Consider the following 25,462-nt stretch of genomic DNA (forward strand, 5'->3'; position numbering starts at 1 on the left):
TTTCCTGAAGGCAGAGTTATTCGGTGCCGGGGTTCGCCGGGGTAATCGATTGCAGGGCATTCCATACGATGTCGCGAAGTTTGCGCGCGGCAAAAGGAACGGCTTCCTCGTTGCTGCGCTGTCCGGACCAGGTAATGGTCCAGACCTCGTCACCGGATGTGATGATCAGCGCTGTCGTCATGTTCCCGGTCTCCTGCAGCCGAATGCCCGCAGGGTCCTGTGCATACACATCGTCGAGCAGCTGTGCGTGCTGTTTACCGTCCATGTGTGCGAGCGTGTCGAGATTCTCACGCGTTCCGGGACGTCCATGCCAGCTGATCACGAAGCCATCGGGGGTGATGGCCTCGCCGGATACGTAGCCGCTGAATCCGCCACCGGAACTGAGGGCGATTTCGGTCGGAGGATGGGACAGCGGTATGGTGGGAGCCGCGCTGTCTGCGTGAGCGTTCTCGGCCGATGAGGTTCTGTCGCAGGGACAGCAACCGGAGCTGATCAGCAGTACAACGGCTGCTGCGAGATATGGGAGGAATTTGATCATATGCAATAAAAAATGGGCAGGCGGGCGAACCCGCCTGCCCGGTTGGGTTTAACGGGTGACAATCATGCGTTCGGTGCGGCTGATGCCGTTGACCGTCAGGCGATAGAGGTACATGCCCGGGGTCATGTTCTCTGCCGCGAAGCGGGCGGTATAGCTGCCGGCTTCGAGGCTGCCGTCCACCACGGTTGCGACCAGGCGGCCTGCGAGGTCATAGACCTTGAGGCTGGCCTGTCCTGCCTGCGGAATGTCGAAGCGGATGGTGGTACCAGCCGCTGCGCTGAACGGATTGGGGTAGTTGGCCTGCAGCGTGATTGCATTCGGCATGGTCGGGATGTGCTCGAGCGACGTGATGACGTCGACGAAATCATCTTCGCTGCGCGGTTCGAGTTTGAAGTTGTCAAACGCGAAATACATCAGTCCGGTAAGACCGGTGATGTAGGTGCCGGGCTTGAGATAGATGAGTCCGGTGTCGGTGGAATCGGTGGTGTACACGTCATCCCACGTCCCGAGATCGTCAACGCGCATTTCGCCGCTGCCGTCGTCGACCAGGAATTCACCGTAGTTGCCATTGGGGGCATCGGCGTTGTCGGAGGTCACGGTCAAATCTTCAAAGCCGACGAGCATGCCTTCGTACGGTTCGGCATCCATGTCGCCATCCGGCGTAACTGCGGTTTCAAACATGCCAGTCGACAGCATGATCGGATCGGGCAGTGCCACGTTTCCGTGGTTTTCGTCGATGGTCACATCGCTGAGCTGCACGACACCGTAACGCACGCCGACCTTACCGGTGACAGTGATGTCGTCGCCAAGTGCGAGTCCTTCATCCTTCAGCGTACTGGAATAGATCTGAATTCCGCTCCATTCGCTTTCCGCACCCTGGAGGAAGTAGTTGCCAATGTTGGGACCGGCGACGAGCGTACCACGGGTGGTGATATTCTCGAAGCCTGTGCAGCCCGGTACACCGTCCTCATACGGCGTGTAGCGGATGTCCCAGATGCGGATGTTGCCGTCGCGCACGATGAAGAAGGGAAGGGTGCCGGTAACGACCTCAGGATAGGTGGCCATCTCGCTGTCGTTGTCGGTGGCTTCGATATAGTACCACACCACGTCGCCGTCAGCCATTGCGGGAATGCTGCCGGTCGCAATCGTTGTGCTTTCGTCGTAGCTCAGCTCGACGCGACCGCTCTCGGTTTCGGCCATGCCGTAAACAACTTCCACCTTGCTGATGGTACCGCCGGCATTGCTGTCTTCGACCTTGCATGTCACGGTGACGGCATCGGAGGAGGTCGGAATGGCGACGTTGCGCTTGAGATCCGTGATGACAGGGGGATGTTCGGCAGTGCCGATACCCTCGACATCATCCTCGCCACGCGGCTCCAGCTTGTAGTTGCCGAAGGAATAGTAGCTCACGCCGGTGAGGGAGGCGATGGTTTTTCCGGGACCGAGATAGGTCTTGCCGGTTTCCGTCGAATCGTTGGTGTAGGTGTCGCTCCAGGTGCCGATGTCATCGGCGCGCATGTCGCCGGTACCATCATTGACGAGGATTTCACCGTAGTTGCCGGCGGGATCGTCAGCATTGTCGCTCGTCACTTCAAGATTCTTGAAGACCGTGAGCATGCCTTCCCACTGCTCGGCGTCTGTATTGCCATTGGTGACGACATCACTTTCAAAGGTGCCTGTTTCGAGTTCAATCGCATCGGGAACGGTCGCCGTTCCGTGATCGGTGGTCAGCGAAGCGTCCACCACCGCGGTAACGTCGTAGTACTCGTCGACGGTACCTGTGACGGTCACATCCTGTCCGGTCACGAGATTGCGCACGCTTTCGTCGCCGCGCACCATCAGTCCGCTCCACGGAGCGCTGTCGTCCTGGATGAAGACCATGCCGAGATCATCAGCACCGCCAACCACGGTTCCACGAATGCTCACTTCGCCTGCAATGGCACCCGAGCGTCCGTCTGCGTACGGGGTGTACTGAATGTCGCGAATGCGAAGGTCGCCGTCGCGCACGATGTAGAAGGGACGTCCGTTGATGATGTCGCCGGGGAAGACCACGGTTTCGTTATCGTTGTCCGTCGCTTCGATGTAATACCAGACGATCGCGCCGTCGGCCTGTGCCGGGATGCTCGCGGTGGCCATCATCGTGCCGTCATCGTAGCTCATGGTCAGGCGGTCGACTTCCACATTGTCGTCATTCTCGTAGAGGCCGTACACGAGGGTGACATCGGTGATGGAGCCGTCTTCATTGCTGTCTTCAACCATGCAGCTGATTTCCACGGCGTCGGAGGTCGTCGGAATGGCGATATCCCGCGTGAGATCGCTGACGATCGGCGGGAAGGAACCGAGCTGCATGTCGCCGGGATAAATCGGGGCGATGACGATGCCCTGGCTCGAACTCGAGATGACACCGCGAATCGAGCTGATGGTCGTACCCGGTGCGGGGGGAGCCCAGTTCGGATCGAAGCCCTGGGAGCCGCCACGGAAATACACACTCTGATCGTAAACGCCAATGCTGTTGCCAGCGCCATCGAGAATGGTCCAGGTGTAACGTCCCGTCGAGGTGTTCTGATTCACGGAACCGACTTTGACATTGTTGATATTGACGTAGGCGCCTTCCCACTGCTGTCCGAGGGGAATGTCGTCCTGGGGACCGCCGTCGACGAGATCACCGAGCGTGATCGTGGTGGGATCGGGACGGTGTCCCATATCGTCGAGGATTTCAAGGGAAACGTCAGCGTTCCAGTCGCTGCCGACGCCGACTTCGAACTGCGTGGTCGTGTAATACTGCGTCACAACACCGGTGAAGCGCACGACGAAGCCCGTATCGGCGACGGTGAAGAGAATGGCATCCGCGGCCAGGGAATCGGAGGCGCGGACGTTGAGCCCACTCCAGGGACCGCCGTTGGGATCCATGATGTACATGGTGAACGCATTGCCGAGCGCGAAGGTCGGGGGACCACCCTGACTGATGCGCGGTGCGGCGATGACCACACCCTCGACGGTGACGGTGTCGCCCACGTGGGGAGAGTCGGTGATGCCGGCGTTCAGGGAGTCTTCAGGCTGCTGCTGAATCTGCTGAATGGTCAGCGTATCTGACGTGATCTGCGCCTGGGCGGTCATCGCGAAGATGACGAGCAGTGCAGAAAGAAACATGAACGGTCTTAGCATTCTCATACGAGACACTCCTGTGCTGGTTACTTGATGATGACGAATTTTCCTCGTTTGATTTCTCCACTATCGATGTTTTCCACGGTATACAGGTACAGTCCCGTCGCCGTCGCCTGGTCATTGTCCGTGATCAGGTCCCAGGCGTGTTCGCCTCCTGCGAACTGCTGCGTGCCATCCGAATACTGTGAAAACCAGTCGATATCCGATCCATTGGATGTAGCGGCTTCGTGCCGCATGGTCTTGACAAGATCCCCCGCCATGGTATAGATGCGTATTTCCGCACGAGTGGGAAGATTCGCGAAATACAGCTTGCGCTCGCGCTCGCCGTCACCGTCCCACAGCGCATTGGCGTAGTAGGGATTCGGGTACACGAACGGCTCCCTGTCGATGGCGTCCTCCGGCGTCGTTCCGGGAATCACACGCGTGGCATTCTGCAGGCGGCTGCTTTCCAGGCTCTGGACATTATTGATCGGGTCTCCGCTGTCGAAAGCCGTGACCGTGTAAACATACTGCCAGCCATTGAGCTGATTCGGCACTTCCAGTCCATACACGTACTCGGTCGGATCTCCCGCGAACTTGATGGGGGAGGGGAGCCGCACCGCCTGGAAGCCGGTGTTGTAAAACAGCTCGTTGTCTTTCCTGTCATATTCGCCGGCGAGGACGAAGGAATTGGACAGGACTTTCGTGACGTCCAGATCACTGCCCGCATTCGTGCGGTAGACGCGGTATCCTTCAAAATCTTCCGCACCGGAAATCGGGTCGACCGAGGATTCAGAGCGATCATCCCAGAAGAGATTGACGGACTGGTTTCCAGGGATCACCTTGACGCGCGGTGCAGTGGGCGGAGCGGGCAGTACATAGCGCGTCAGCTGACCGTCACCGTTGAGATCTTCCCCGAAATCGAGCTGATTGTTCCGGTTTTTATCCTCACCGTCATAGGCCTGCTGCGCGAACTGCCAGCCGCGGAAGAGATTGTTCTTCGCCAGATAGGTGTCGTCGGGTGTCGGATCGTTGCCATATTTCTTGGCGGTGATGATGCCGAATACCACGTTGACACTTTGCCCGGGCTCGAGGCGTGTGAAAGGACCGGTGCTCATCAGCACCGAGCGGTTACTTGGGGATTTGAGGTTGCTGTACTCAGTGCGGGGGAGTCCGCTGGCCAGCTTTTCGAAACGCTGCCGGTCGTTTTCCGGACTGAAGTAAATCGGATCCGTCGTATTGCGGAACTGCCATGAATTGAACACAACGCGCGCACCAAGCGAATCGCTGCCGTCAGGTTTGGTCCCGAATCGCTGAATTGGCGTCGTACCCAGGACGGATAGCCCGAAGTAACTGTCTGTAAAGCCCGGATCACCGTCCACATCGAATTCATAGCAGAGACGCAGGGAATCCATATACCCGTTCCCGCCACGGCTATAGAAAGAGGAGCCTCGTGGTGGAGACAGATTTGTGTTCCGCACCACGGGATCCACCCACATGCCCACGTAGAGACTGTCGAACGCCTGGTCGCTTTCGTTGGTGATCGTGTAATTGAGGATGACGAAGTTTTCGGCGAAAGAGAAGTTCCACGCGTACGTCTCCATGTGCACGGCAGCTTTCAGCGGATAGTCGTGCTGGGGAATGGTGGTGTTGGTGCCGGGAATGACGCGGTTGGAATCAGTGAAATCGGCAACGAAGTCCTGATGACTGATGGCATCGGGACTGAAAAACCGGGAATCCGCAAGTGTCGAACGCTCCTCGGTACGTGTGCCAACGGCATTCGTAAATTCGAAGCCGGCTGCCACGTCGCGCACGGAACTGACGTCCACCGCACCGGTGGAGACATATGGTCCCGCACCACCCTTGAAGGCGCCGATCCAGAGTCCACCCTCAAAGATGTGCTCGATGCCGGACCCGGCCGGGTATTCACAGTTGGGTTGGAATGGCCATTTATTGAAGCCATGTCCGATAGTACCGAAGTTGGAAATGGTCAGACGAATGCTGCCCACATTGGTGAACTTGCTTTCATCATCATCCAGACTTTTGCGCAGAGCCGAAGGTCCCGCGCCTTGATGCTGGGCAAAAGCTACCTGCCCGGCGATCAGCAGAAGAACGGTAAGAATTCTCAAGTCAACTGATGTCGCTGTGAGTGGAGAAATATGTTTCGTTGAATGGGTGGGGGTGCCACATTCACTGTTCCAGTCAACGATAGAGTGAGGATGAAAAGTAGAAAGGGCCTCCGTGAAAAGCAAGATTGTAACATGAAGCACACAAACGGCATTAAGGCGTTCGTATGAAACAACTTACCTGCTTTTTCCTGAAGCACTCTCCACTTGCTTCCTCGATTTTTTTTTTTGTTTAGCGCGCCTCGTTCGGCGGTACCGGAGGTGCGGGACGCTCGGGCGTATTGCTTTCGAGTTCGCGCTGAAGTTCTTCGACGGCCTTTTCCAGCGAGGGATCGTGACCCTTTGCCACGGCGTCGGGACGATCGATTACTTCGATATCCGGCGAGACGCCCTCGTTTTCGATGGCCCAGTTGCCCTCGGTGTCGTAAAAACGGAAGGACGGAATGCTGAGCGATCCGCCGTCGACGAAGGAGGGCTGACCGGAGAGTCCGATCAGTCCGCCCCAGGTCCGTGTGCCGATGAGTTTGCCGAGTCCGCGTTTCCGGAAATAGTACGGGAAAGCGTCGCCGCCTGAAGAACTGTAGCCGTTGATCAGGCAGGCTTTCGGCCCCTCGTGAAACACGTCCGGGGCGCTGAAGGGTTCGATGCCGCGCCGGGCCCAGTAGTTCAGCGGCTCACGATCGAGCAGCTCAATCATATTGTAGGGAATGAAGCCCCCGCCGTTATACCTGTCATCGAGAATGAGTGCCTTCTTGTTCGCCTGGGGATAGAACCAGCGGAAAAGCTCACGATTTCCTTCCACGGCGGTATTGGGAATCCAGATATACCCGATACGGCCATTGGAGGCGCTGTCGACGATATGTCGCCTGCGTGTGATCCAGTCGAGAAAACGCAGGGAGGTTTCACTGTTGACTGGATTGACCATGATGTCACGTGCCCCGGATTTCGATGCACGATCGTTCACGGTGAGCGTCACGGTTTTCCCCGCGGTGTTTTCGAGGTAGCGGTAGGGATTGCTGCCGGTGCGGACTTCCACGCCATTGACCGCGATCAGATAATCACCGGCCTTCACACCCGTGCCGTGCTCGGAAAGTGGAGAGCGAAAGGCGTCATGCCAGTTTTCTCCTTCGAAAATTTTGCCGATGCGGAAAAATGCGCTGCCGTCGTTCTCGAATTCGCAGCCGAGCAGTCCACCATCCACGCGGGGCACCCGCGGCTCGTCACCCGCATTCACATAGGTGTGTCCGGCATTCAGTTCACTCACCATTTCGCCGAGAATGAAATCCAGATCGCTGCGGCGCTCAACGAAGGGCAGGAGCTGCCCGTATTTTTCGCGCATGCCCGGCCAGTTGACGCCGTGCATGTTCGGATCGTAGAACCAGTCGCGCATCAGCCGCCAGCCGTCGGCGAAAATCTGCCTCCATTCCGCCTTCCGATCGATTTTCATTTCCACACCCGACAGGTCGAGCACGCCGCTTTCCTTGCTCTGGCCCGCCTGTGCCGGCAGCATGCCCCAGTCTTTCCCGTATCTGTACAGCAGGGTGGAGCCGTCGCCGGAAAGTTCGTACGAGGTAATTCCCGAAAGCAACTCCTCGGCCTTCTGTTTGCTGAAGTCGTAGCGCATCAGGGTTGCAGGACCCCGTCCGTCACGCTGCAGATAATACACTGCGTCCTTTGCTGCCGTCAGAGCAAAGTACGTACCCGGCGCTCCGGGGAGAGCGGTGATGCGGTCCGGGAAACCGGCAGCTTCGATGCGTACCGGCGCGGGCGATGTTTCCGCGCCTGTCGATGAGGCGTCTTTGTCGGCGGCATCACCGGCACCCTTTTCTTCGTCACTGCGGATGGGTTTGAACGGCGGCGCATCCTCGGTCAGGGCCGCGGCATAGACGCGTGTGGCCCTGTCGTAGACGTAGCGGAATTCATGACTGCTGAAGGTCAGGTTGAAATCGCGGTTCGAGCAGAACAGCATGTAGCGTCCATCCGCGGAAAACACCGGATCACTATCGTTTGAGAAGCCCGAGCTGAGCAGCGTGTTTTCCCCGTTGTCGCGGTTGAACACCCAGATGCCCATCAAATCAGAAGGAGCGGCCATGGTATACACCACCCAGCGACTGTCGGGGGACCAGCGGTAATGGGTGATCGCGCGACGCCGTCCCTTTGCAACGTCCGTCACGGTGCCGGAGGAAATATCGATGATATGCAGTCCGTTCGCCTGGTCGGCGTACGCGAGAGCGGAGCCGTCGGGAGACCAGACCGGGGGATACAGCCAGCTGCTGCTTCCCGTGGTGAGCTGCCGTGGCAGCGCTTCATCCGCGGCGCCTTCGCTGCCGGCCGCACGCAGCCAGATTTCGTATTCACCGGTCACATCGCTCAGGTAGGCGATCTGCGTGCCGTCGGGCGACCAGGAAGATGCGTGTTCGCGAACGCCCTGCGTGCGTGTAAGATTGCGGGTCGGACCATGCTTGACAGGCACGGTGAACAGATCACCGCGCGCCGCGAGCAGGGCGCGTTTGCCACTGGGGGAAATGGCGGCGTCGGAAATGTTGTCACTCACGTTTTTGAAGACGGGGAGGGACTGCCGTCCGTCACTCTGCACGTTGATATCCAGCCTGCGGCTTTCACCGCTTGCGAGATCAAGCTGCCAGATCCACCCGCCACACTGGTAGACAATGGATTTCCGGTCGCCGGTCGAGGGCCAGAGCACATCGTAGTCGTCATGGCGCGTAACCTGGCGGATGCTCTTCGTCGCCAGATCCATCGCATAGATGTTCAGGGTGAAATTCCTGACGGACGTGAAGTACACCGTGTTGCCAATCCACATCGGCTGGTTGTCGGTCATCACATTGTCCGTCAGACGCTCGGCGGAAAGATTCTCGAGATCGAAGGTCCAGATATCCTGTGCGCGTCCCCCGCGGGTGCGCTTCCACGTGCGCCACTCACGCGAGATCGGCGTGTATACCATGGTCTTCCCGTCAGGCGAAAACATTCCCGTCCCGCCTTCAGGGATGGCGAGTGGTGTCTCGAGTCCGCCATTGAAGTCTATCGTATAAAAACGTCCCATACGCACACCCCAGGGCAGACGGTTGGCGCGGAAGAGAATGCGGCTGCCGTCCGGCGTCCATCCCAGCACCTGGTGATCGAAGCCGCCGCGCGGCGGCATGATGCCGACATCATTATAGTACGTCAGCTGACGTGGTTCGCCGCCTTCCGCGGGCATCACGTACACCTGCCGGCTTCCGCTGTACTCTGCCGAAAACGCAATCCACTTTCCGTCAGGGGAAAATTTGGGAAACAGCTCCTGTCCCTCATGCGCGGTGAGCTGCCGCGCGCTGCCTCCGCCGGTGGAGGCGAGATAAATGTCGCCGGCGTACACGAAGGCGACGCGGTCGCCGTGCACATCAGGGAAACGGAGCAGCCGGGTGGACTGCGCATCGACAATGTGTGTGGAAAGGAGAGTGAACAGAAGGACGGCAATGAACGGACGCATGTGGGATTTCTCTGTCTGACGATAATCGTATGAACCCTCAATATATCCTGCAAAGGACACATCGTTCAACTACGGTAAAGCCGAGGGACTTGTTGCATACCCCGGCATGATTGCAGTGTGCGCGGGTTTGAGTATATTTCAGACGCTGTTGTATTATCCGCGGATATTCCATGCAGACATTTGAACTTCTCACCCTGGTCGCCTTCCTGATCATGTATCTCGGCAGCGCCCTCCGGGCCATCCTCACACCCGAGAGCTATCGCGAGGCGGAAATCACATTTTACAAGTCAGGGAAACCCGGCGCCTTCGAACTTATCAGCTTCGCCTTTACCTCGCTTGCCTTCATCCTGCTGATTGTACATTTCGTGATGGAGACGGCGCAGGTGGGACAGATACTGCTCTACGCCATGGTGATTCTTTTCGAGATCATCCTGCCGTTTCATTTCATGCCGTTTTACCGCGACCGCATGGTCAGCACGCTGAACAAAAAGACGCCGGCGGAGTACCGCAGTTCGGGCATGAAACGACTGGCCATCGGAGCCATCATCATTCTGCTGCCAATGATTTACGGGTGATCAGCGGGAGAGGGAGGAAGCGGCAGTGTTGCGTCCCGCGCCCCGGCGGCGGGGCGAAAATCCCCATGCGAGGAAAAAGACAAGGGTTGCGGTGAGCACGATGCCCGCGCCGGAGGGAATATCCACGTACCAGGAAAGGAGGAGTCCGGCGACGGAGGAAGTCACGCCGAAAAGAAGGGAAAGCAGCATCATGCGGCGGAAGCTCACGGTGAGCTGCCAGGCAGCTGCCGCGGGGGTGACGATGAGGGCGGAGACAAGAACCACACCCACCGATTTCACACTCAGCACAACGGTAACCGCGATGAGCACCAGCAGCAGGTAATGCAGGCGCCGGACGGGGAGTCCCATTACCGCAGCAACTTCTGCATCGAAACTCAGCGCGAGAAATTCCTTGTACAACGCGAACACGGCTCCGCCGGTGATGAGCGCCATGATGGAACTCATCCAGAGATCCGCCGACGTCAGCGCGAGGATGTTGCCGAACAGGTAGCCCAGCACATCCACATAGCGATCGCGCATCAATCCAATCAGCAGCACCCCGAGCGCCATGGTCGCGGCGAAGAAAATCCCTACAGCCGTATCATGGCGCAGCCTGCTCTTCTCACTGACCGCGCCGATGCTGAGCGCCACGAGGACGGCGAAGATGAGTGCGGTCATCACCGGTTCGATGCCGAGAAGCAGTCCGATTCCCACACCGGCGAAAGTGGAATGGGAAATCCCGGCGCCGATGAAGGATAGTCCGTTGAGTACCACGTACACGCCGATCACGGCACAGATGCCGCCGACGAGAACCGCCTCGATCAGCGCGCGCTGCATGAAGGTATGTTGGAGGAAATCCATTCTAGTGATTGTGTCCTTCGCTGCTGCGCCGTTCTTCCTGTTCTTTCGTGTGGACTACCATGTGCGGCACTTCGCCGTGGCCGAACAGCATTGCGCCGCAGCCGTACATTTCTTCAAGACTGTCACCACTGAGCACATCCTTCGGGAGTCCATGCGCAACAAGCGTGCGGTTCAGACAGGCAATACTGTCGACATACTGGCTGACCACACCGATGTCATGGGTGACGAGAATGATGGTCATGCCGGATTCGCCGTGCAGGCGGTTCACCCAGTCATAAAGTCCTTCCGCCGCCCCGTGATCCAGCGCAGCCGTCGGTTCATCGAGAATGAGCAGGGAGGGATCGACCACGAGAGCACGCGCGATGAGCACGCGCTGCCGTTGTCCCCCCGAAAGCGCACTGATCTGCCGGTGCGCGAATTCCTCCATTTGCACGCGCTCGAGCGCCTGCATGGCGCGCTGCCTGTGCTCACGCTTCAGCCGGCGGAAGAGGCCGATTTCACCGTAGAGTCCCATGGCCACTACGTCGATCACCTGCAGAGGGAAGGAAAAGTCCAGTTCCGCGTACTGCGGCACATAGCCGATGCGTGCGCGCAGCGCGCCGAGTGCGGCTGGCGTATGACCGAGCGTGCGTACTTCTCCTTCATACGGGGTGAGGAGTCCGAGCGCCGTTTTGACAAACGTGCTTTTCCCCGAGCCGTTGGGACCAATGATGCCCCAGAAGCTGCCCTCGGGAATTTCCACGCTCACGTTTTCGAGAGCGGGGAGGTGGTCATAGCGAACGGAGACGCCGCGGAACGATATGGCTGATGAAGTGGACATGTGTATGGTGATGCTGCCGGTTTGCGTGTTACTTCAGCACGCGTGTTATCTCGGCCACATTATAGTGCATAAGTTCGAGATAGTGAAGTGCACTCGCATCACTGCCAATCGGATCGAGAAGGGCAACGCGCGCGTCGGTAGACTCGGCAAGTACTTCTACGGCATGGGTGGATTTTCGCACGTCGGTGAAAATGGCGTGGATATCATCGGCGCGCATAAGGTCGATGAGCGCGCCCATTTCCTTCGCACTGATTTCGCGTCCCGGTGTGGCTTCAAGCACGCCGCGCTGCTCGAGTCCGTACCGCGCTGCGAAATACAGCCACGAACTGTGGTCCGCCACGAAACTGTGCCGCGTCCATCGTGTGCGTGTTTCGCGGATAGACGCATCGAGGGCGGTAAGGGAATCTTCCCATGCCTGCGCGCGGTTGCGGATTCCCTCCGCTTTCTCCGGCAGAAGGGAAACGAGAGCATCGGCGATGCGGCCGGTGGATTCCTTCGCAAAAACGGGATCCAGCCAGAGATGCGGATTTCCCTCCGCATGATGATGTCCGTGCGCATCATCATCGTGTGCGCTCTGCAGCAGGTGCTGTCCCTCTGATAGCGTCAGCACACGCAGTTCGGCATCGGCGTTTGCGAGGAGTTTGTCGGACCAGAATTCGAGTCCCGCCCCCATGAACACAGCCAGGGAGGCATCGGCCGCCTGGCGGAGCTGCGTGGGACGCAGTTCAAACGTGTGGGGATCGGCACTGCGGGGAAGCAGCACCGCCACGCGTACGTCGTCACCACCGACGGCGCGAACCCAGTCCCCCAGCGGCGCGATACTGGTGATCACCAGGGGACGCGCATCCTTCTCCTGCCTTTCGCCGCAGGCGGAAAACAGCAGGAGAGCGAGAATGAAAGCGGGAAATCTGTTCGGGAAATATCTGCGCATTGAAGGTTAAGCCGTGCATCAATGAATATCCCCCAAAATACGCGGGGGGATCAAGAATGCGAAATCACACGCTTCTTACCGTTCTTTCATGTCTGAACCCTTTCATTTTCCGGTCATGGGGTGTATTTTTTACCCTGTTCTGATCCTATCGCCCAATCAAACCAGAGGACCTGATCATGAGAGATCGTCTAGTTCCCTCCACGGCCCGCAAAAGCATGCTGATGGCACTTGCGCTGTTGCTCACCGCCGCGTTCACCATGCAGGCGCAGACGTGGACATGGAAAAATCCCCTTCCCCACGGTGTGACCAACAACAGTATTCAGCGTCCCGAAGCGGATCACATCATCATCGTAGGGGACCAGGGGAGAATCATCCGTTCGACCGATGACGGAGAAACCTGGGATCTGACGGAAAGCAATACGACGATTTCTTTCCATGATCAGAGCTTCATCGACAGCGAATACGGCTGGGCCTGTGGTGAGGACGGCATCATTTCCCGCAGTACCGATGGCGGACGCACATGGCATCGCCAGAACACCGGCACCACCAAGCGCGTGTACGCCATCAATTTCTTCAGCCGGCAGACCGGCTGGGCCTGCGGCGTGGGCGGACTCATTCTCTACACCTCTGACGGTGGAGACACCTGGATCAACAAGTCCTACGAAGAGCCATTCTTCCTGCGCTCGATTTACTTCGACGACGACCGTCGCGGCTGGGCCATGGGGTGGAACGGACTCATCCTCGAAACCACCAACGGTGGTACGTCCTGGGTCAAGAAGGATTTCAACCTGCCGGGCAATCCTGAATACATTTACTACGTCGACTCTGACGTCCGCTTCATCTGTGGCGGGAATGGACTCATGCTCAAAACCACTAACCGCGGTGAAGACTGGAGCATGATCGAAACCGGTACGGGCGTGACGCTGATCTCGATGTACTTTGTCGGCACCAACGATGGCTGGGCCATCGGCAAGGGCGGCGTCATCATCAAGACCACTGACGGCGGTGAGACCTGGAACAAGGTGCCCAGCGGCACGAAGAAGGATTTGATGGATGTTTCGTTCAGCGATTACGGTACGGGCATTGCTCTGGGCGTCGAAGGTACGCTGCTGCGCTCCACCGATTACGGTGACACATGGTACAGTGTATCGAAGGGACCCCGTTCCTCCTACTACCAGGTCGAGTTCAAGGGCAACAGTGGCTGGGCCGTCGGCTTCGACGGTACGGTGCAGTACACCCATGACGGCGGCGACACGTGGACGGATGTCAAGGTGGCCGATGCCATCGAACTCAACGACATCGCCATGCGTGATGAGAAAAACGGCGTCGTTGTCGGATACGGCGGCTATGTCGCGAAGACGGCTGACGGCGGCATGAGCTGGCAGCTTGTGCAGAAGGACAAGAATTTCAACATCAACAGTGTTGCGATGTCGGGCGACGTCGGTATCGCGGTTGGTGATGAGGGACACATCTGGCGTTCGGTCAACGGCGGCATGTCGTGGACGGCAGCCATGATGCCTGATGCGGTCAGCATGCAGACAGTCGAGCATATCGGCGGAAACTGCTGGCTGGCGGCGGGCAATGGTCGCATGATGTACCGCAGCTGCGACGACGGCATGACCTGGAAGAATATCGATGTCTCGGCCGTGGCCGACGACAATGCCGACTTCCTGGGCATCTGCTTCGTCAACGAACGCAGCGGCTGGGTCAGCGGCAAGCGCGGCACCATTCTCTTCACCGACGACGGTGGCGAGACCTGGGGACGCGGACGCACGAATCTCTTCCTCCCGCTGGCGGACGTCGATTTTGCTGACGAACTCAACGGCATGGCCGTGGGTCCCGAAGGCACCGTGCTGCTGAGCAACAATGGCGGTCGCACCTGGACCAAGCTTGATCGCGTGGCCGATGTCGGCCTGATGTCCGTCGAAGCAATCGGAAAGAAGCTGCAGTGGGTCGTTGGTCATAACGGGACCATCCTCCGCTGCGACTGGGAATAAGCTGACGCGATGATCCGTGCGCTCGATCTGACGAAACGTTTCGATACGTTTACCGCCGTCGATCATCTGACACTTACCGTGGAGCCGGGGGAAATCCTCGGCTTTCTCGGTCCCAACGGGGCCGGGAAAAGTACCACGGTCAAGATGCTGACCGGCATGCTGCAGCCCACGCAGGGCACGGCGGAAATCGCGGGCTTTGATATCATGAAAGACCCGATGCAGGTCAAGCAGCGCATCGGCTACATTCCCGAAAGCGGGGCGATGTATGAAAGTCTCACTCCCGCTGAATACCTCGACTTCGTCGCAAGTCTCTACCATCTCGATCCCGAGCTGGCAGAATCCCGTTTCAATGATCTTCTCGATGTCTTCGGCATCCTCGATGTGCGCGATCAGCGCATGACCGAGATGTCGAAAGGCATGAAGCAGAAAGTGCTGATCTCTTCGGCACTGATTCATCGTCCCGATGTGCTCTTCCTCGATGAGCCGCTGAACGGACTCGATGCCAATGCCGCGATGGTGGTCAAGGAACTGCTGCGTAAACTCGCGGCGCAGGGAAAGACCATTTTCTTCTGTTCCCATATTCTCGAAGTGGTTGAACGCATCTGCACACGCATCGTCATCATCGACAGCGGACAGCAGATTATTTCCGGTACCGCAGAAAGCATCACCCGCGATACCGACAGCGCGACACTGGAGGACGCATTCTCCCGCATCACCGGTATTCGTGATGCCGGCGAACTGAGCAACGATTTCCTCGCCGCGCTGGAGCGCGTGTGATGCCAGGGGAGATATGGTGATGCGCGAGAAGCATGCATCGATCATAGACCGCATCCTGCAGCGGCTCGACATCGATCCCCGGCAGTTCCGCGCATTGCTGCGTACGTCGCTGCGTATTGATTTCCGCACCGGACTATTTGCCTCCTCCCGCAAAAAGAAAACGAAGCGGCGTTTCCCCGGACTCTGGCAGATTCTCGTTTTCTACGGTTTTCTCGGACTCGTCATCACCTTCCTCGTCGTCGCCTCCGACGATCTCTTCTTCTCGAGTACCGCGATGATGACCATCGTGATGTTCACCGTGGCGACTTCCATTCTCGTGGAATTTCAGTCCATCGTCGTTGCCCCGGAGGATTACCCGATACTCGCGCACCGGCCGGTGTCGTCGCGTACCTTCTTCACCGCACGCATCGCAAACATGCTGATTTATCTCAGCGTGATTACGATTGCCATCGGACTCGTTCCTTCGATCGCGTACATGTTCCGCTTCGGTTTCGCGCCGCATCTGTTCGTCTTCGCGCTGCTTGGCATGCTCGGAGCAGGCACCTTCACTTCCATGGGAATCATCTTCCTGTATGTGAACCTCCTGAAGGTGGTGCATCCGAAAAAACTGCGCAGGATATTTTCCTACCTGCAGCTGATACTGTCGTTCATCGTCTACGGCAGCGGCATGATATTCTCGTCGCTGTTCCAGGCGGGAATGATCAGCGACGTGCACATCACGCATGAAGTTTGGATGCTCCTACTGCCGCCGACATGGTTTTCCAGCCTGATATCACTGGCGCAGGGCGGTAACCCCTGGCTCAAGGTGGCTTCGATCATGCTCGGGACGGGCATGACGCTCGCATTGCTCACGTATGTGTACGAAAAGCTTTCCCTCGAATATGCCGCCCTGATCGCAAGGCTCGAGGAAATATCGGAAGACCGCAAACCCGCTCGTCCCTCCCGTGCGCTTTCGCTTCCGATGTTCACACGTAATGAGGGACGCGCTGCAGCGCGGCTGATCCGCAATCAGTTCAAGTACGATCAGAAATTCCGCATGTCCGTTCTCGCTATCATTCCGCTCACGGTGCTGTACCTGATTGCGGGACTCAGCAGCGGCGGGGGACTTGCGGATCCTTTCGTTGATCCGGCGGAACACTGGGAAAAAGCCAACCTGCTGTATTTCGCCATGGCATTTTTCCCTGTACTGCTCATGGCGTCGATGGCGCGCAGCGATTCGTGGCAGGCGTCATGGATTTTTCATGCGACGCCGTCGGACAAGGGGAAAGTGGTGCTTGCGGTGAAAGACGTGCTCGTGGTGTTCTTCATCATTCCTTACATCATCGGACTCGGCATCGTCTTCGCCTTCAACTTCGAGAGCGTCAAGCACGTGCTTCTGCACATGTTCATCCTGAGCATGCTTTCGCATCTCATCCTGCAGGTGCTCGTCATGGTCAATCCCTACCTGCCGTTCTCACGTCCCTCGAAAAAAGGGGAAAGAACCACCGGCGTTTTCGTCGGCATCATCATCGCAGCCGTGGTGATGACCATCATCATCAATCTGCTCACACGCCTTATCTATCCCTCTGCCTACGCCACAGGCATCACACTGCTCGTGCTCGCCCTCTGCACGCTGTTTTTCGAACGTCTCGCCGCCGAGCGCGTACGAAAAAAAGCCAGCCGCATGCAATTCGATATGTAAACCCTTTTACAGTTCTGTTTGTTATCTTGACTGCGTTGATCATGAGTTTTATCAACGTGGCGTGCATCCTGTCACGTGAAGCGGACGGCTGCTAGCGCATTACGAACTGAGTTCATCCATCATTTCCATACAACATGGGTTTACTTATGAAAACCACTGCAATCGTATTTATTCTGGCCATGCTGTTTTCCGCTCCATTGCTGCATGCGCAGGATGAGAAAGAAGGACCTGTCGAAGGCTGGAACAACACGCTTGTCGCGGGTCTGAATCTCACGCAGGTGAGCCTGCACAACTGGACACAGGGCGGCGAGAATACACTGGCCTGGACCTTTCTCACCAACGGACAGTTCCTGTATTACATGCCAGACTGGAAGTGGAACAACACCTTGAAAATCACGTATGGCAAAACAAAACTGGGTGATGACCCTTTTCAGAAATCGGAAGATGAACTGTTCTGGGAAAGTGTCTACTCACATAATATCGGGTGGAAGATCGATCCCTATGTCGCCAATCAACTGCGAACGCAGTTCGATGACGGCTACACCATCACAAAGGATGACCAGGGGAATGAAATCCGTACGCATTCATCCGGCGCCTTCGATCCGCTGTACCTGATACAGTCGGCCGGTTTCACCTACAACATGGGTGAGGCCTTCTTCACGCGCCTCGGTATCGCCTTCAAGGAAACGTTCAGCAGCACGCAGTACGGTTACGCCGATGACCCCGACACCGAGAACGAAATTGAGGACTTCCGTTTCCAGACCGGTATCGAATCCGCCACGGGCGTGAAAGTCACGGTTATGGAAAACATTCTCTACACCTCGCAGCTCAACCTTTTTTCCGCCTTCAATCAGATGGACGTATGGGATGTGCGCTGGGACAACACGCTAAGCGCCAAGGTCAACGACTACGTGAACGTTTCGCTCAACGTGCTGCTCGTACACGATATTTCGCAGACACGCAGGACGCAGGTCAAGCAGGCGCTGGCCCTTGGCCTCCGCTACACGCTGCTCTGATGCGGTCACACAAATTTCGATGAAAAACGGAACGCCCTCCAGAAGTGGAGGGCGTTTCACGTAGGGGAGATTTACAGACTGCTAACGCAGGATGGAGAATGCGCCGGTTGAGGTCCAGCGACTGCCGCTGTGCTGATTGACGGACTCCATCCGCAGGCGATAGTGTCCCGCCGGCAACGCGGCCGTACGTAGCGGCTGGCTGTGTGTTCCTGCGCTGCGAAGCAGGGCGGGAGTGCGGAGCACCTCGCGTCCCAGCGCGTCAAACACCGTGATGGTCACTTCATGTTCGCTTCCCGGCGCGCCGCCCAGCGTATAGCGCAACGTGCCATTGCTGCCGGCCGTCAGGGGATTGGGATAGAGCTGCTCGAGTGCAAAATCGCCGATAGCTGCGGGTACTTCTGCGATGCCGGTGACAATCGGGTAGTACGCGCTGTCAGAGAAAAGCAGGATGCGCGATTGGAACGGCAGCAGGTCGCAGGAAAACGACGCCAGTTGCTCGCGTGTCAGCGCGAAGGTAGAATCTGCGAGCATGTCATTCAGGTAATAGGTCATGCCATCTTCGAGCGGGGAAGAGAGATTCATTCCCGCTGCTGCGAGATCCACGGTGACCGTCACCGGGTTCTGCGTGAAGTTGGCGGTGGTGATGAGGTTCTCATCCGATGCGGGACGCAGGAAGCTGTACACTCCCGGCGTGCCGTTCGCGATGCGCGTGATACGCGGCGAACGGAGTGAGGAGAAGCGCTTCCGGATGGAAATCAGGTCCCGGTAATAATCGAAGAAATCCGGCCGAGGCGCGACTACAAAATCGACCGTGTTGCGCTGTCCCTTCCAGCCGACCTCCTGTCCCGCATACAGCATCGGGATGCCCGGTGCGGAAAACATCACCGCGGCCCCGGGCTTGGTACGGTCGGTCCGACTGTTGAACAGTTCGGCCACGCGCGTCTCGTCATGATTCTCCATGAAGCGGAAGTAATGCGCATTGGGTCCCGTATAGTGATTGTAATTTTCGTTGGGGGAATAGTTGCGCGTGCGGTCGTCGAGCGCATCGATGACGCCGTTGCCCATCGTGGTTTTAATTTGCCCGTACCAGTTCCAGTCGTAGCCTGCGTCGCAGGCGCCTCCACCGTCAGCGTAATTCACTTCGGATCCCGTTCCCGTGCCGTCGGTTTCCCCGAGAATCATGGCGTCGGGTTTGTAGCGCTTGATTTCCTCGCGGAAGGGACGCCACCAGGTCTTTTCCCCATAGCGGTTTTGCGGACCCCAGTACACATCGAGCCTGAAACCATCCGCTTTGCGATTCATCAGCCAGAAGCGGTACACGTCCATCATATAGCGCCGCGTGTCTTCATTCCCGAGATTCAGGTTCGCCAGCGACCAGTTCGAGTAGCGCGCGTACAGCGCATAGCCGTTGTCGGTGACGATGGACTGTCCAAGTCCGCGGTCATCCCCGATCACGCGGTTCTCGATATAGGACCGGTAGCTGGAGTAGTCGCCCCATTCCCTGATGTCCTGCACCCAGCGATGATTCTCATGCACGTGATTCGGAGTGATATCGAGGATGACGCGCATGTCGTTCGCATGTGCGCTGTCGATCAGTGCGTCGTAATCCGCGATAGTACCGATGCTCTCATCCACGGTATAGAAATCGATGATGCTGTATCCCCCGTTGAACGAATTGATGCTGCCGGGATTGTTCATGATCGGCATGAGCCAGATGGTATTCACCCCGAGCGCTTTCATGCGGGGGATATCGCGCATGACATGTTCGAGGTCGCCGTCGGAGGAATACGCCGGCACGAAGATTTCGTAGACAATGGCGTCCCGTACCCAGGCGGGATTCTCATCAATGCGTCCGAACGTCGGATCTGCCTCACCGTCTGAGACGCGGATGTAATTTCTCGCGATGGAGGTATGATGCATGGGATCCAGCACCTCGAGCGTGAAATAATATTCCCCGGGTACGCTCGGTGCGGGAAATTGCAGCATGGGACCGCTCTGGTTGATGTTCAGCGGAGCGGGATTTTTCTCATCCTCGGATTTCCAGGAATAGGCCAGGTGGTCACCATCGGGATCCGTGCTGGCGAAGCCATTGAGCGATACCGTTTCGTTTGAAAATCCGAACTGCATGACGGCTTTCGGAGCGTGATCCACCCATCGGTGGATGATGAGCGGCACGCTGTGCACCGCGCTGCCGTCCTTCATCCCATGCGCGGTAAACACATTGTCGCCTTCAAACAGCTCCGTCTCCGCGAAAAACGATTCGTTGATCATTCCCGTCTGCAGCGTATCGCCGTTGTCGCTGACAATAATGATGTCGGTCACGCCGGCCTGCGCCGTATAGCCCTCGAGCAGGAGGGAATCGCGGTACGTGCCCGGATTGTCGCGCGTAAACCACTGCAGGGGAGAACTCTGCACCGTGATGGAAATCGAATCCGTCGTTGGCTCTATTCCGCTGCCGACGGCGACGAGCGTGATCACATGCTCACCATCTTCCACATCGGTGAGCAGGAGGTCGAGCGAATGCGTGGCAGCATCATACTGCGAACCGAAGGTGGCGACTTCCGCTCCATCGAGAAGGACGCGCGAGCCCTCGGTGTCGATCGACATACCGACGACAGGGAAAACATCCGCCAGCACGCGCACCGAATCCGTGGTCAGGATAGGACCATTGTCCGCGCGCAGGTGCAGGATTGTGGGACGCCGCACGTATATGATACTGTTCCCGTATCCCCCGTAGGTGTATGGATTGAGCGGATCCGCCAGCCAGCTGTCCGATTGTCCATTGAGATTGAACTTGTACTGATACGAGCCATCAGGTCCCGAACCGCCGCCCACTTCCAGCCGCACGGTTTTCTCCCAGCTGCCGTCTCCCATCTTCGTCATCGTCCACGAGCCCGGATTGATGGTCCCGTTGCTGTTATTCGCCCAGTTATTGAATTCCCCCGCCAGGTGCACGAATGTCGGCGAGCCTGCCGAATAGTAGCGGAATGTGACATCGACGCTGTCCTGCGCAAACGTGCTGGAAAAAAGCAGGCACAGAAAAAGAAACGAAAACAAGGTGCGCATAAGTAAACCGGTCCGTTGCGAGTTGAATGATACCCCTATAATGCATCCGCTCCGCTGAAAGTTCAAGCCACAGCGCATTGCACCCTGCAAGAACGGCCGATTTCGAGCAGAAAAAGCGGGGAAATGAGTTTTAGGGTGTATTAAAAATAAATTTTAACATGTCCTAAAATTGCTGTGGACATTCAAAACGGGTCAGGAAAGTTGACTTTCGCGCATGAGATACTGATTTTGCCCGGGAATGAAATCCCGATGGCTGTGTCTGTAATGTGCATCGGTGTGAAATGATGGGCGGAGTATCGTGAGCAAATCAAGGAGAACTCGGATTCCATTCAGGTCGGCAATCGCAATCGCGCTTGCCTGCCTGTCCTTCAGCACTCCCGCATTCGGTCAGCTGCAGAAAACGACGGACAATCCTGACTGGGCGATTAGGATATTTGACCAGGTGGTACACAAGGAGCATCCGGGATTTGCGCGGTGGTTCTGCAAGCTGGGGGACATCAACCGCGATGGATTCGGTGACTTTGCCGTTGCCACGGCCTACGACACGACGTTCATCTTCCTGGGTGGCGATCCCCTCCACCATGAGCCCTATGACACGCTGTACGGTGGCGGCCCTGGGATTGCCACAGCCGATTTCAATCACGACGGTTTGCTCGATCTCGTGACGGCGTTGGATTTTATCAACGACGTCGAAGATCCAGCACATAGAGGTTTACTGCGTATCTATATACAGAAGTCTACGATTCCCTACTTTGGTCCCGAGCCGGAGTACCTTTTGCAAGGCGATTCATTGCAGTTGCTGGGATCTACCTCGTACCATCCGGTGAATAACGATTATCGTGCCGCAATTCAAGTGCTCGATTACAACGGGGATCAGAAGGATGATCTCCTCGTGCTTCGCCGAAATTGGGACACTGTTGGATTTCGTTTCGAGCCCGTCATATTTCTCGGCGACCCGCCGTTTTCGGATGAACCGGACATCGTGATCAACCTGGTCAAGTATGGGAATAGCACGAATATACCCATTGATGTGCTTGTTGGAGATTTCAACGGTGATGGTTTTGATGATGTGATGTTCGCCGGTGAGGCAAGGAACCCTGATAAACTAATAATATGGGAATTGTATCTTGGAAATGCTGAGGGCCGCGCGGACGCTCCAGACAGGATACTGGACGGGGACGACGGGTGGAGCCCCAGTCCCACGTTACCAAGTGCCGTATTTGATGTCAATAATGACGGATACGATGATATAGTTGATTCTAATGGACATCGCATTTACGGGGATGCTCTCGTCTTTCATGGACAGCAGGATTTACCTCAGGTGTTCGAGCCGACCGATTCCATACCGAATTTCGATCCACGGGATCAGCACATCCTCGGGCCGAAGGTCGTCTATCCTGTAGGAGATATGGATGGAAATGGCATGAAAGATCTGCTGATAGGTTGGAATACCTACTACTACAACAAAGGCACACTATACCACATGTACCCGATGCACCCGTGGGGATTGGACAAAGTACCAAAAGGCTACCAGGGTACAACGCCAGAAGCGGATCATGTGCTGGCCCGGGCATACGATGCGGGTGATGTGAATGGTGATGGATATGACGATTTCGCAACGATCGGCGGTGGCTACGAAACAGGGACACGGTTGGATCACAGATTCCAGATCAACCTCGGGTCGCCCATGCTCGCCACGGGAATTCCATCCCAATCCACCGCGATCCCTCTGACCGCCACAGTCTATCCCAATCCATTGGCCACGGGAAGCGAAAATCTCCATGTGCGCATCACCTCGAAAATCGGGGAATCCATCTCTCTCTACGCCTTCGACGTACTTGGACGCCTGGTGCACGCCGAGCAACTGACCTCTGACGCAACCGAGACCCTCGTTGCACTCACCGCCGCCCAATGGCAGCCTGGTGTATATCACCTCGTGATTGCAACATCACTCGGAAGCATGTACAGGTCATTCACTGTGTTGTGAGCCGCAGCTTCACTCAGAACAGCGCGGGCTTTGAGTGTTTGCGGTGGTATGCGAGGAAGGAGGCTGTGCCTTCCTTGCCCATGTAGCGCTCGAGGACGCGGGGGTCGGTGCGTGTGAGGTCGACGAGGATGAGTCCGTCAAGCACGTCTGAGAAATCCGGATCCACGTTGAAGCCCAGCAGCTGTCCGCCGAGTTTGAGATACTGCTTGAGCAGGATGGGGATGTCTTTCTGATCGGCTTCGATGTCGGCGATGAGGGAGGAGAGGTCTTTCATCTCGCGTACGACGGTGGACATGGTGGCGGGATCGATGGTCATCGGCACCTGTGCGGGGGGAGTACGCGGCTGCACGAGACGTGCCCGATCATCCATATTGTGTTTATGCAGAAACTGCATAAGGATGTGCTGCTGTCCCAGTCTGTAAGCCGCCGCGATGCGCCGCGCACTGCTGTCCCACAGGAACAGGTGCAGGTAATGCGGATCGAAATCGTCGAGATCGAGTGCTTTTCCCGTTCCTTCATGATTTGCGCGAAAGGTGATTTCCCGCAGGCGGCCGATTTCCTTCATGACTGAGGGAATTGCAGGCGCACCGGCGACATACACTTCGTATTCCCCATGACTGACAAGCAGCGCTTCGGACGGAAGGGCGTGGATTTCGTCGACAATCGCGGCGGTGGGGACGGGCGGGGCGATGGGACGCAGGTTCACGGTTTTCGCTGCCTGCGCGACTTCGGGATTCCCTGGATTCTGCAATTCGGTGCGTATGCGCAGGTATGCGGTGGCGTCCTTTGCATTCTTGAAACTGGCCAGCCGCTCCGGGGAAATCACATTGCCGATATGCGCTCGGCTGCGGAGTCCCTTTTTGTTCACGAACTCATGCGGCAGCCGCGCCGTGCGCAGCATGGGGTGAAGGAGTCCAAGCGCCTGGAACAGTGGTCCATTCTGTCCCTCGAAAAACACCGGCAGCACCGCCGCGCCACTACGCTGCGCCAGCTGTCCTATACTCTTGTGCCACTCCGGATCAGTCACGCGCCGGTTGCGCAGCGTCATGTGCGAGACCGTCCCTGCTGGAAACACGCCAAGTACGCCGCCCTGATCCAACCAGCGCAGCGTTTCCTTCATCGCCGCCAGGTTGGCGCGGGTGGATTCCTCTTTCCCGAAAGGATCGACCAGTATAAAGAGATCCCGCAGCTGCCGTATCTGTCCCAGGATGAAATTCGCCATGATGCGGACGTCCGGGCGACGCTGTTTGAGCAGGGAAGCGAGCATGAGTCCTTCAATTCCCCCGAACGGGTGATTCGCCACTACGATCAGGGGTCCCTCAGCCGGAATCCGATCCAGCTGCTCCTGCTGCGCCTCGCAGGCCACATCCAGCACACGCAGGATGCGATCTTCCGCACTGTCCACATCATCGAGCACCTCCGACGCCTCCGCAATCGCGCTCAGCCTGTGCAGCGACAGCGCCCGCTCCAGCGCCGGCTGCACACTGCGATACAGCGCCTGCTTGAATAAACTCTCGTCCTGCATCTCAAGGCGGAAACGGTTGTCGGTCTGCTGGAAGGATATCATGTCGGTTCTGCGGATTGGTGAGGAAGGAAGTGCTTCTGTATTCCAGCCCAAATTACCACCGATGCGTTACACAGGTATTGGGGAATTGTGTGAATACTGTTGAAAAGGGGAATTCGGTACATACTCACGGAAGCAATGCCCAAAACAGCCCGATTCGGGCGCTTATTTTAAATGAACGGAGAAAAATCGCTGAAAATAGCGAAAAAACGCATGTTGTTACCGCAACCGAATGTGTAGAAATGACCCTACATAAGTTCAATAAAAGCATGAAAATGCCTATGTGGTATGTACTGGATTCCATAATAGGGAGTTTGGTAAATAGGGAATTAGGGAATTTGGGTGTTGACTGTAGGGACACGATTACGTATTCTTGTCACGGAACTTGACAGTACAACACCATATGAATCTTTAAATGTTTAATAAAAAGTCAAATGGAAACGTCACAATGCCACTGCAAAGCGGGCAGACTTGGACAGCCGGTGAGAGGGGAGACGGGGAATCAGGGAGAACGCCGGTCAGGGAGCGGGGAAAGTGTCCATCTTTGTTCGATGCATTGCGTCGTCGCCATTTGCATGCCGTCTCCGGGGAACCCTCGCAGTCCGGCGCGCAGCCGGAAGCAGTGAATGCCACCGCGCCGCGTCGCGCGACGGGGATGTCCGATCTTGTTGCCGTCCATCGGACGGCCGGGAGAGTCCGGACTGCGAGGGTGAGCGGCAATTCAAATGCAAGCCCCCACGGAATCGATGAAGCCACGCAATTTGCCGGACGCGCTGAGGGAGGGTGCGTCACAGGGAGCGGCAATGCGTCAGTGAACGTCTGCAGCGTTCCGGTTTCCTCAGCTGTGCTGTGGGAGGCGTTTTAGATACCGTTTGAGAGCGCATGCGGCGCTCTCGCGGTATCGCTTTTCGAT

The 25,462-nt window shown here is 57.2% G+C and carries 15 protein-coding genes; 6 read left to right on the forward strand and 9 right to left on the reverse strand.

What is annotated here, in order from left to right:
- Positions 1-16 precede the first annotated feature (16 nt).
- From KQI65_04410 to KQI65_04425, 4 genes are all read right to left on the reverse strand, one after another.
- On the reverse strand, positions 17-538 hold the full coding sequence (locus tag KQI65_04410; GenBank protein MCB2203968.1) for a hypothetical protein: 522 nt from the start codon (positions 536-538) through the stop codon (positions 17-19).
- 48 nt (positions 539-586) lie between these two features.
- The gene (locus KQI65_04415) at positions 587-3,709 is read right to left on the reverse strand and encodes a T9SS type A sorting domain-containing protein (protein MCB2203969.1); all 3,123 of its coding nucleotides are present in this window, start codon (positions 3,707-3,709) and stop codon (positions 587-589) included.
- 20 nt (positions 3,710-3,729) lie between these two features.
- On the reverse strand, positions 3,730-5,811 hold the full coding sequence (locus KQI65_04420; protein ID MCB2203970.1) for a hypothetical protein: 2,082 nt from the start codon (positions 5,809-5,811) through the stop codon (positions 3,730-3,732).
- Between the two features lie 229 nt (positions 5,812-6,040).
- The gene (locus tag KQI65_04425; GenBank protein ID MCB2203971.1) at positions 6,041-9,295 is read right to left on the reverse strand and encodes a PDZ domain-containing protein; all 3,255 of its coding nucleotides are present in this window, start codon (positions 9,293-9,295) and stop codon (positions 6,041-6,043) included.
- 170 nt (positions 9,296-9,465) lie between these two features.
- Between KQI65_04425 and KQI65_04430 the strand changes: the two genes are divergently transcribed.
- A complete protein-coding gene (locus KQI65_04430) occupies positions 9,466-9,870 on the forward strand; it encodes a hypothetical protein (protein ID MCB2203972.1) in 405 nt (134 codons plus the stop codon).
- On the opposite strand, the gene KQI65_04435 is transcribed toward KQI65_04430, so the two are convergent.
- Genes KQI65_04435 through KQI65_04445 form a run of 3 tightly spaced genes read right to left on the reverse strand, consistent with a single transcriptional unit; the run spans position 9,871 to position 12,461 of the window.
- On the reverse strand, positions 9,871-10,710 hold the full coding sequence (locus KQI65_04435) for a metal ABC transporter permease (GenBank protein MCB2203973.1): 840 nt from the start codon (positions 10,708-10,710) through the stop codon (positions 9,871-9,873). It lies immediately after the preceding gene.
- A 1-nt stretch (position 10,711) separates the two neighbouring features.
- Entirely contained in the window at positions 10,712-11,530 is an 819-nt protein-coding gene (locus KQI65_04440; GenBank protein MCB2203974.1) for a metal ABC transporter ATP-binding protein, read from the reverse strand.
- Between the two features lie 28 nt (positions 11,531-11,558).
- Positions 11,559-12,461 (reverse strand): metal ABC transporter substrate-binding protein, encoded by a 903-nt coding sequence (locus KQI65_04445; GenBank protein ID MCB2203975.1) that lies wholly within the window; start codon positions 12,459-12,461, stop codon positions 11,559-11,561.
- 176 nt (positions 12,462-12,637) lie between these two features.
- On the opposite strand from KQI65_04445, the gene KQI65_04450 reads away from it, so the two are divergent.
- From KQI65_04450 to KQI65_04465, 4 genes are all read left to right on the forward strand, one after another.
- Positions 12,638-14,458 (forward strand): hypothetical protein, encoded by a 1,821-nt coding sequence (locus tag KQI65_04450; protein MCB2203976.1) that lies wholly within the window; start codon positions 12,638-12,640, stop codon positions 14,456-14,458.
- A 9-nt stretch (positions 14,459-14,467) separates the two neighbouring features.
- A complete protein-coding gene (locus tag KQI65_04455) occupies positions 14,468-15,235 on the forward strand; it encodes an ABC transporter ATP-binding protein (GenBank protein MCB2203977.1) in 768 nt (255 codons plus the stop codon).
- Between the two features lie 19 nt (positions 15,236-15,254).
- The gene (locus tag KQI65_04460; GenBank protein MCB2203978.1) at positions 15,255-16,916 is read left to right on the forward strand and encodes a hypothetical protein; all 1,662 of its coding nucleotides are present in this window, start codon (positions 15,255-15,257) and stop codon (positions 16,914-16,916) included.
- A gap of 146 nt (positions 16,917-17,062) precedes the next feature.
- Positions 17,063-17,932 (forward strand): DUF3078 domain-containing protein, encoded by an 870-nt coding sequence (locus tag KQI65_04465; GenBank protein MCB2203979.1) that lies wholly within the window; start codon positions 17,063-17,065, stop codon positions 17,930-17,932.
- Between the two features lie 81 nt (positions 17,933-18,013).
- Here KQI65_04465 and KQI65_04470 read toward each other — a convergent pair whose 3' ends face one another.
- A complete protein-coding gene (locus KQI65_04470; protein MCB2203980.1) occupies positions 18,014-20,998 on the reverse strand; it encodes a hypothetical protein in 2,985 nt (994 codons plus the stop codon).
- Positions 20,999-21,296: 298 nt separating this feature from the next.
- Here KQI65_04470 and KQI65_04475 point away from each other — a divergent pair, with 298 nt between their 5' ends.
- Positions 21,297-22,985, forward strand: a complete 1,689-nt coding sequence (locus KQI65_04475; GenBank protein MCB2203981.1) for a T9SS type A sorting domain-containing protein — start codon at positions 21,297-21,299, stop codon at positions 22,983-22,985.
- A gap of 13 nt (positions 22,986-22,998) precedes the next feature.
- Here KQI65_04475 and KQI65_04480 read toward each other — a convergent pair whose 3' ends face one another.
- On the reverse strand, positions 22,999-24,552 hold the full coding sequence (locus tag KQI65_04480; protein ID MCB2203982.1) for a lysophospholipid acyltransferase family protein: 1,554 nt from the start codon (positions 24,550-24,552) through the stop codon (positions 22,999-23,001).
- Between the last annotated feature and the right edge of the window lie 910 nt (positions 24,553-25,462).

The sequence above is a fragment of the bacterium genome, assembly GCA_020444325.1.
GTDB lineage: Bacteria > Bacteroidota > Ignavibacteria > SZUA-365 > SZUA-365 > BM516.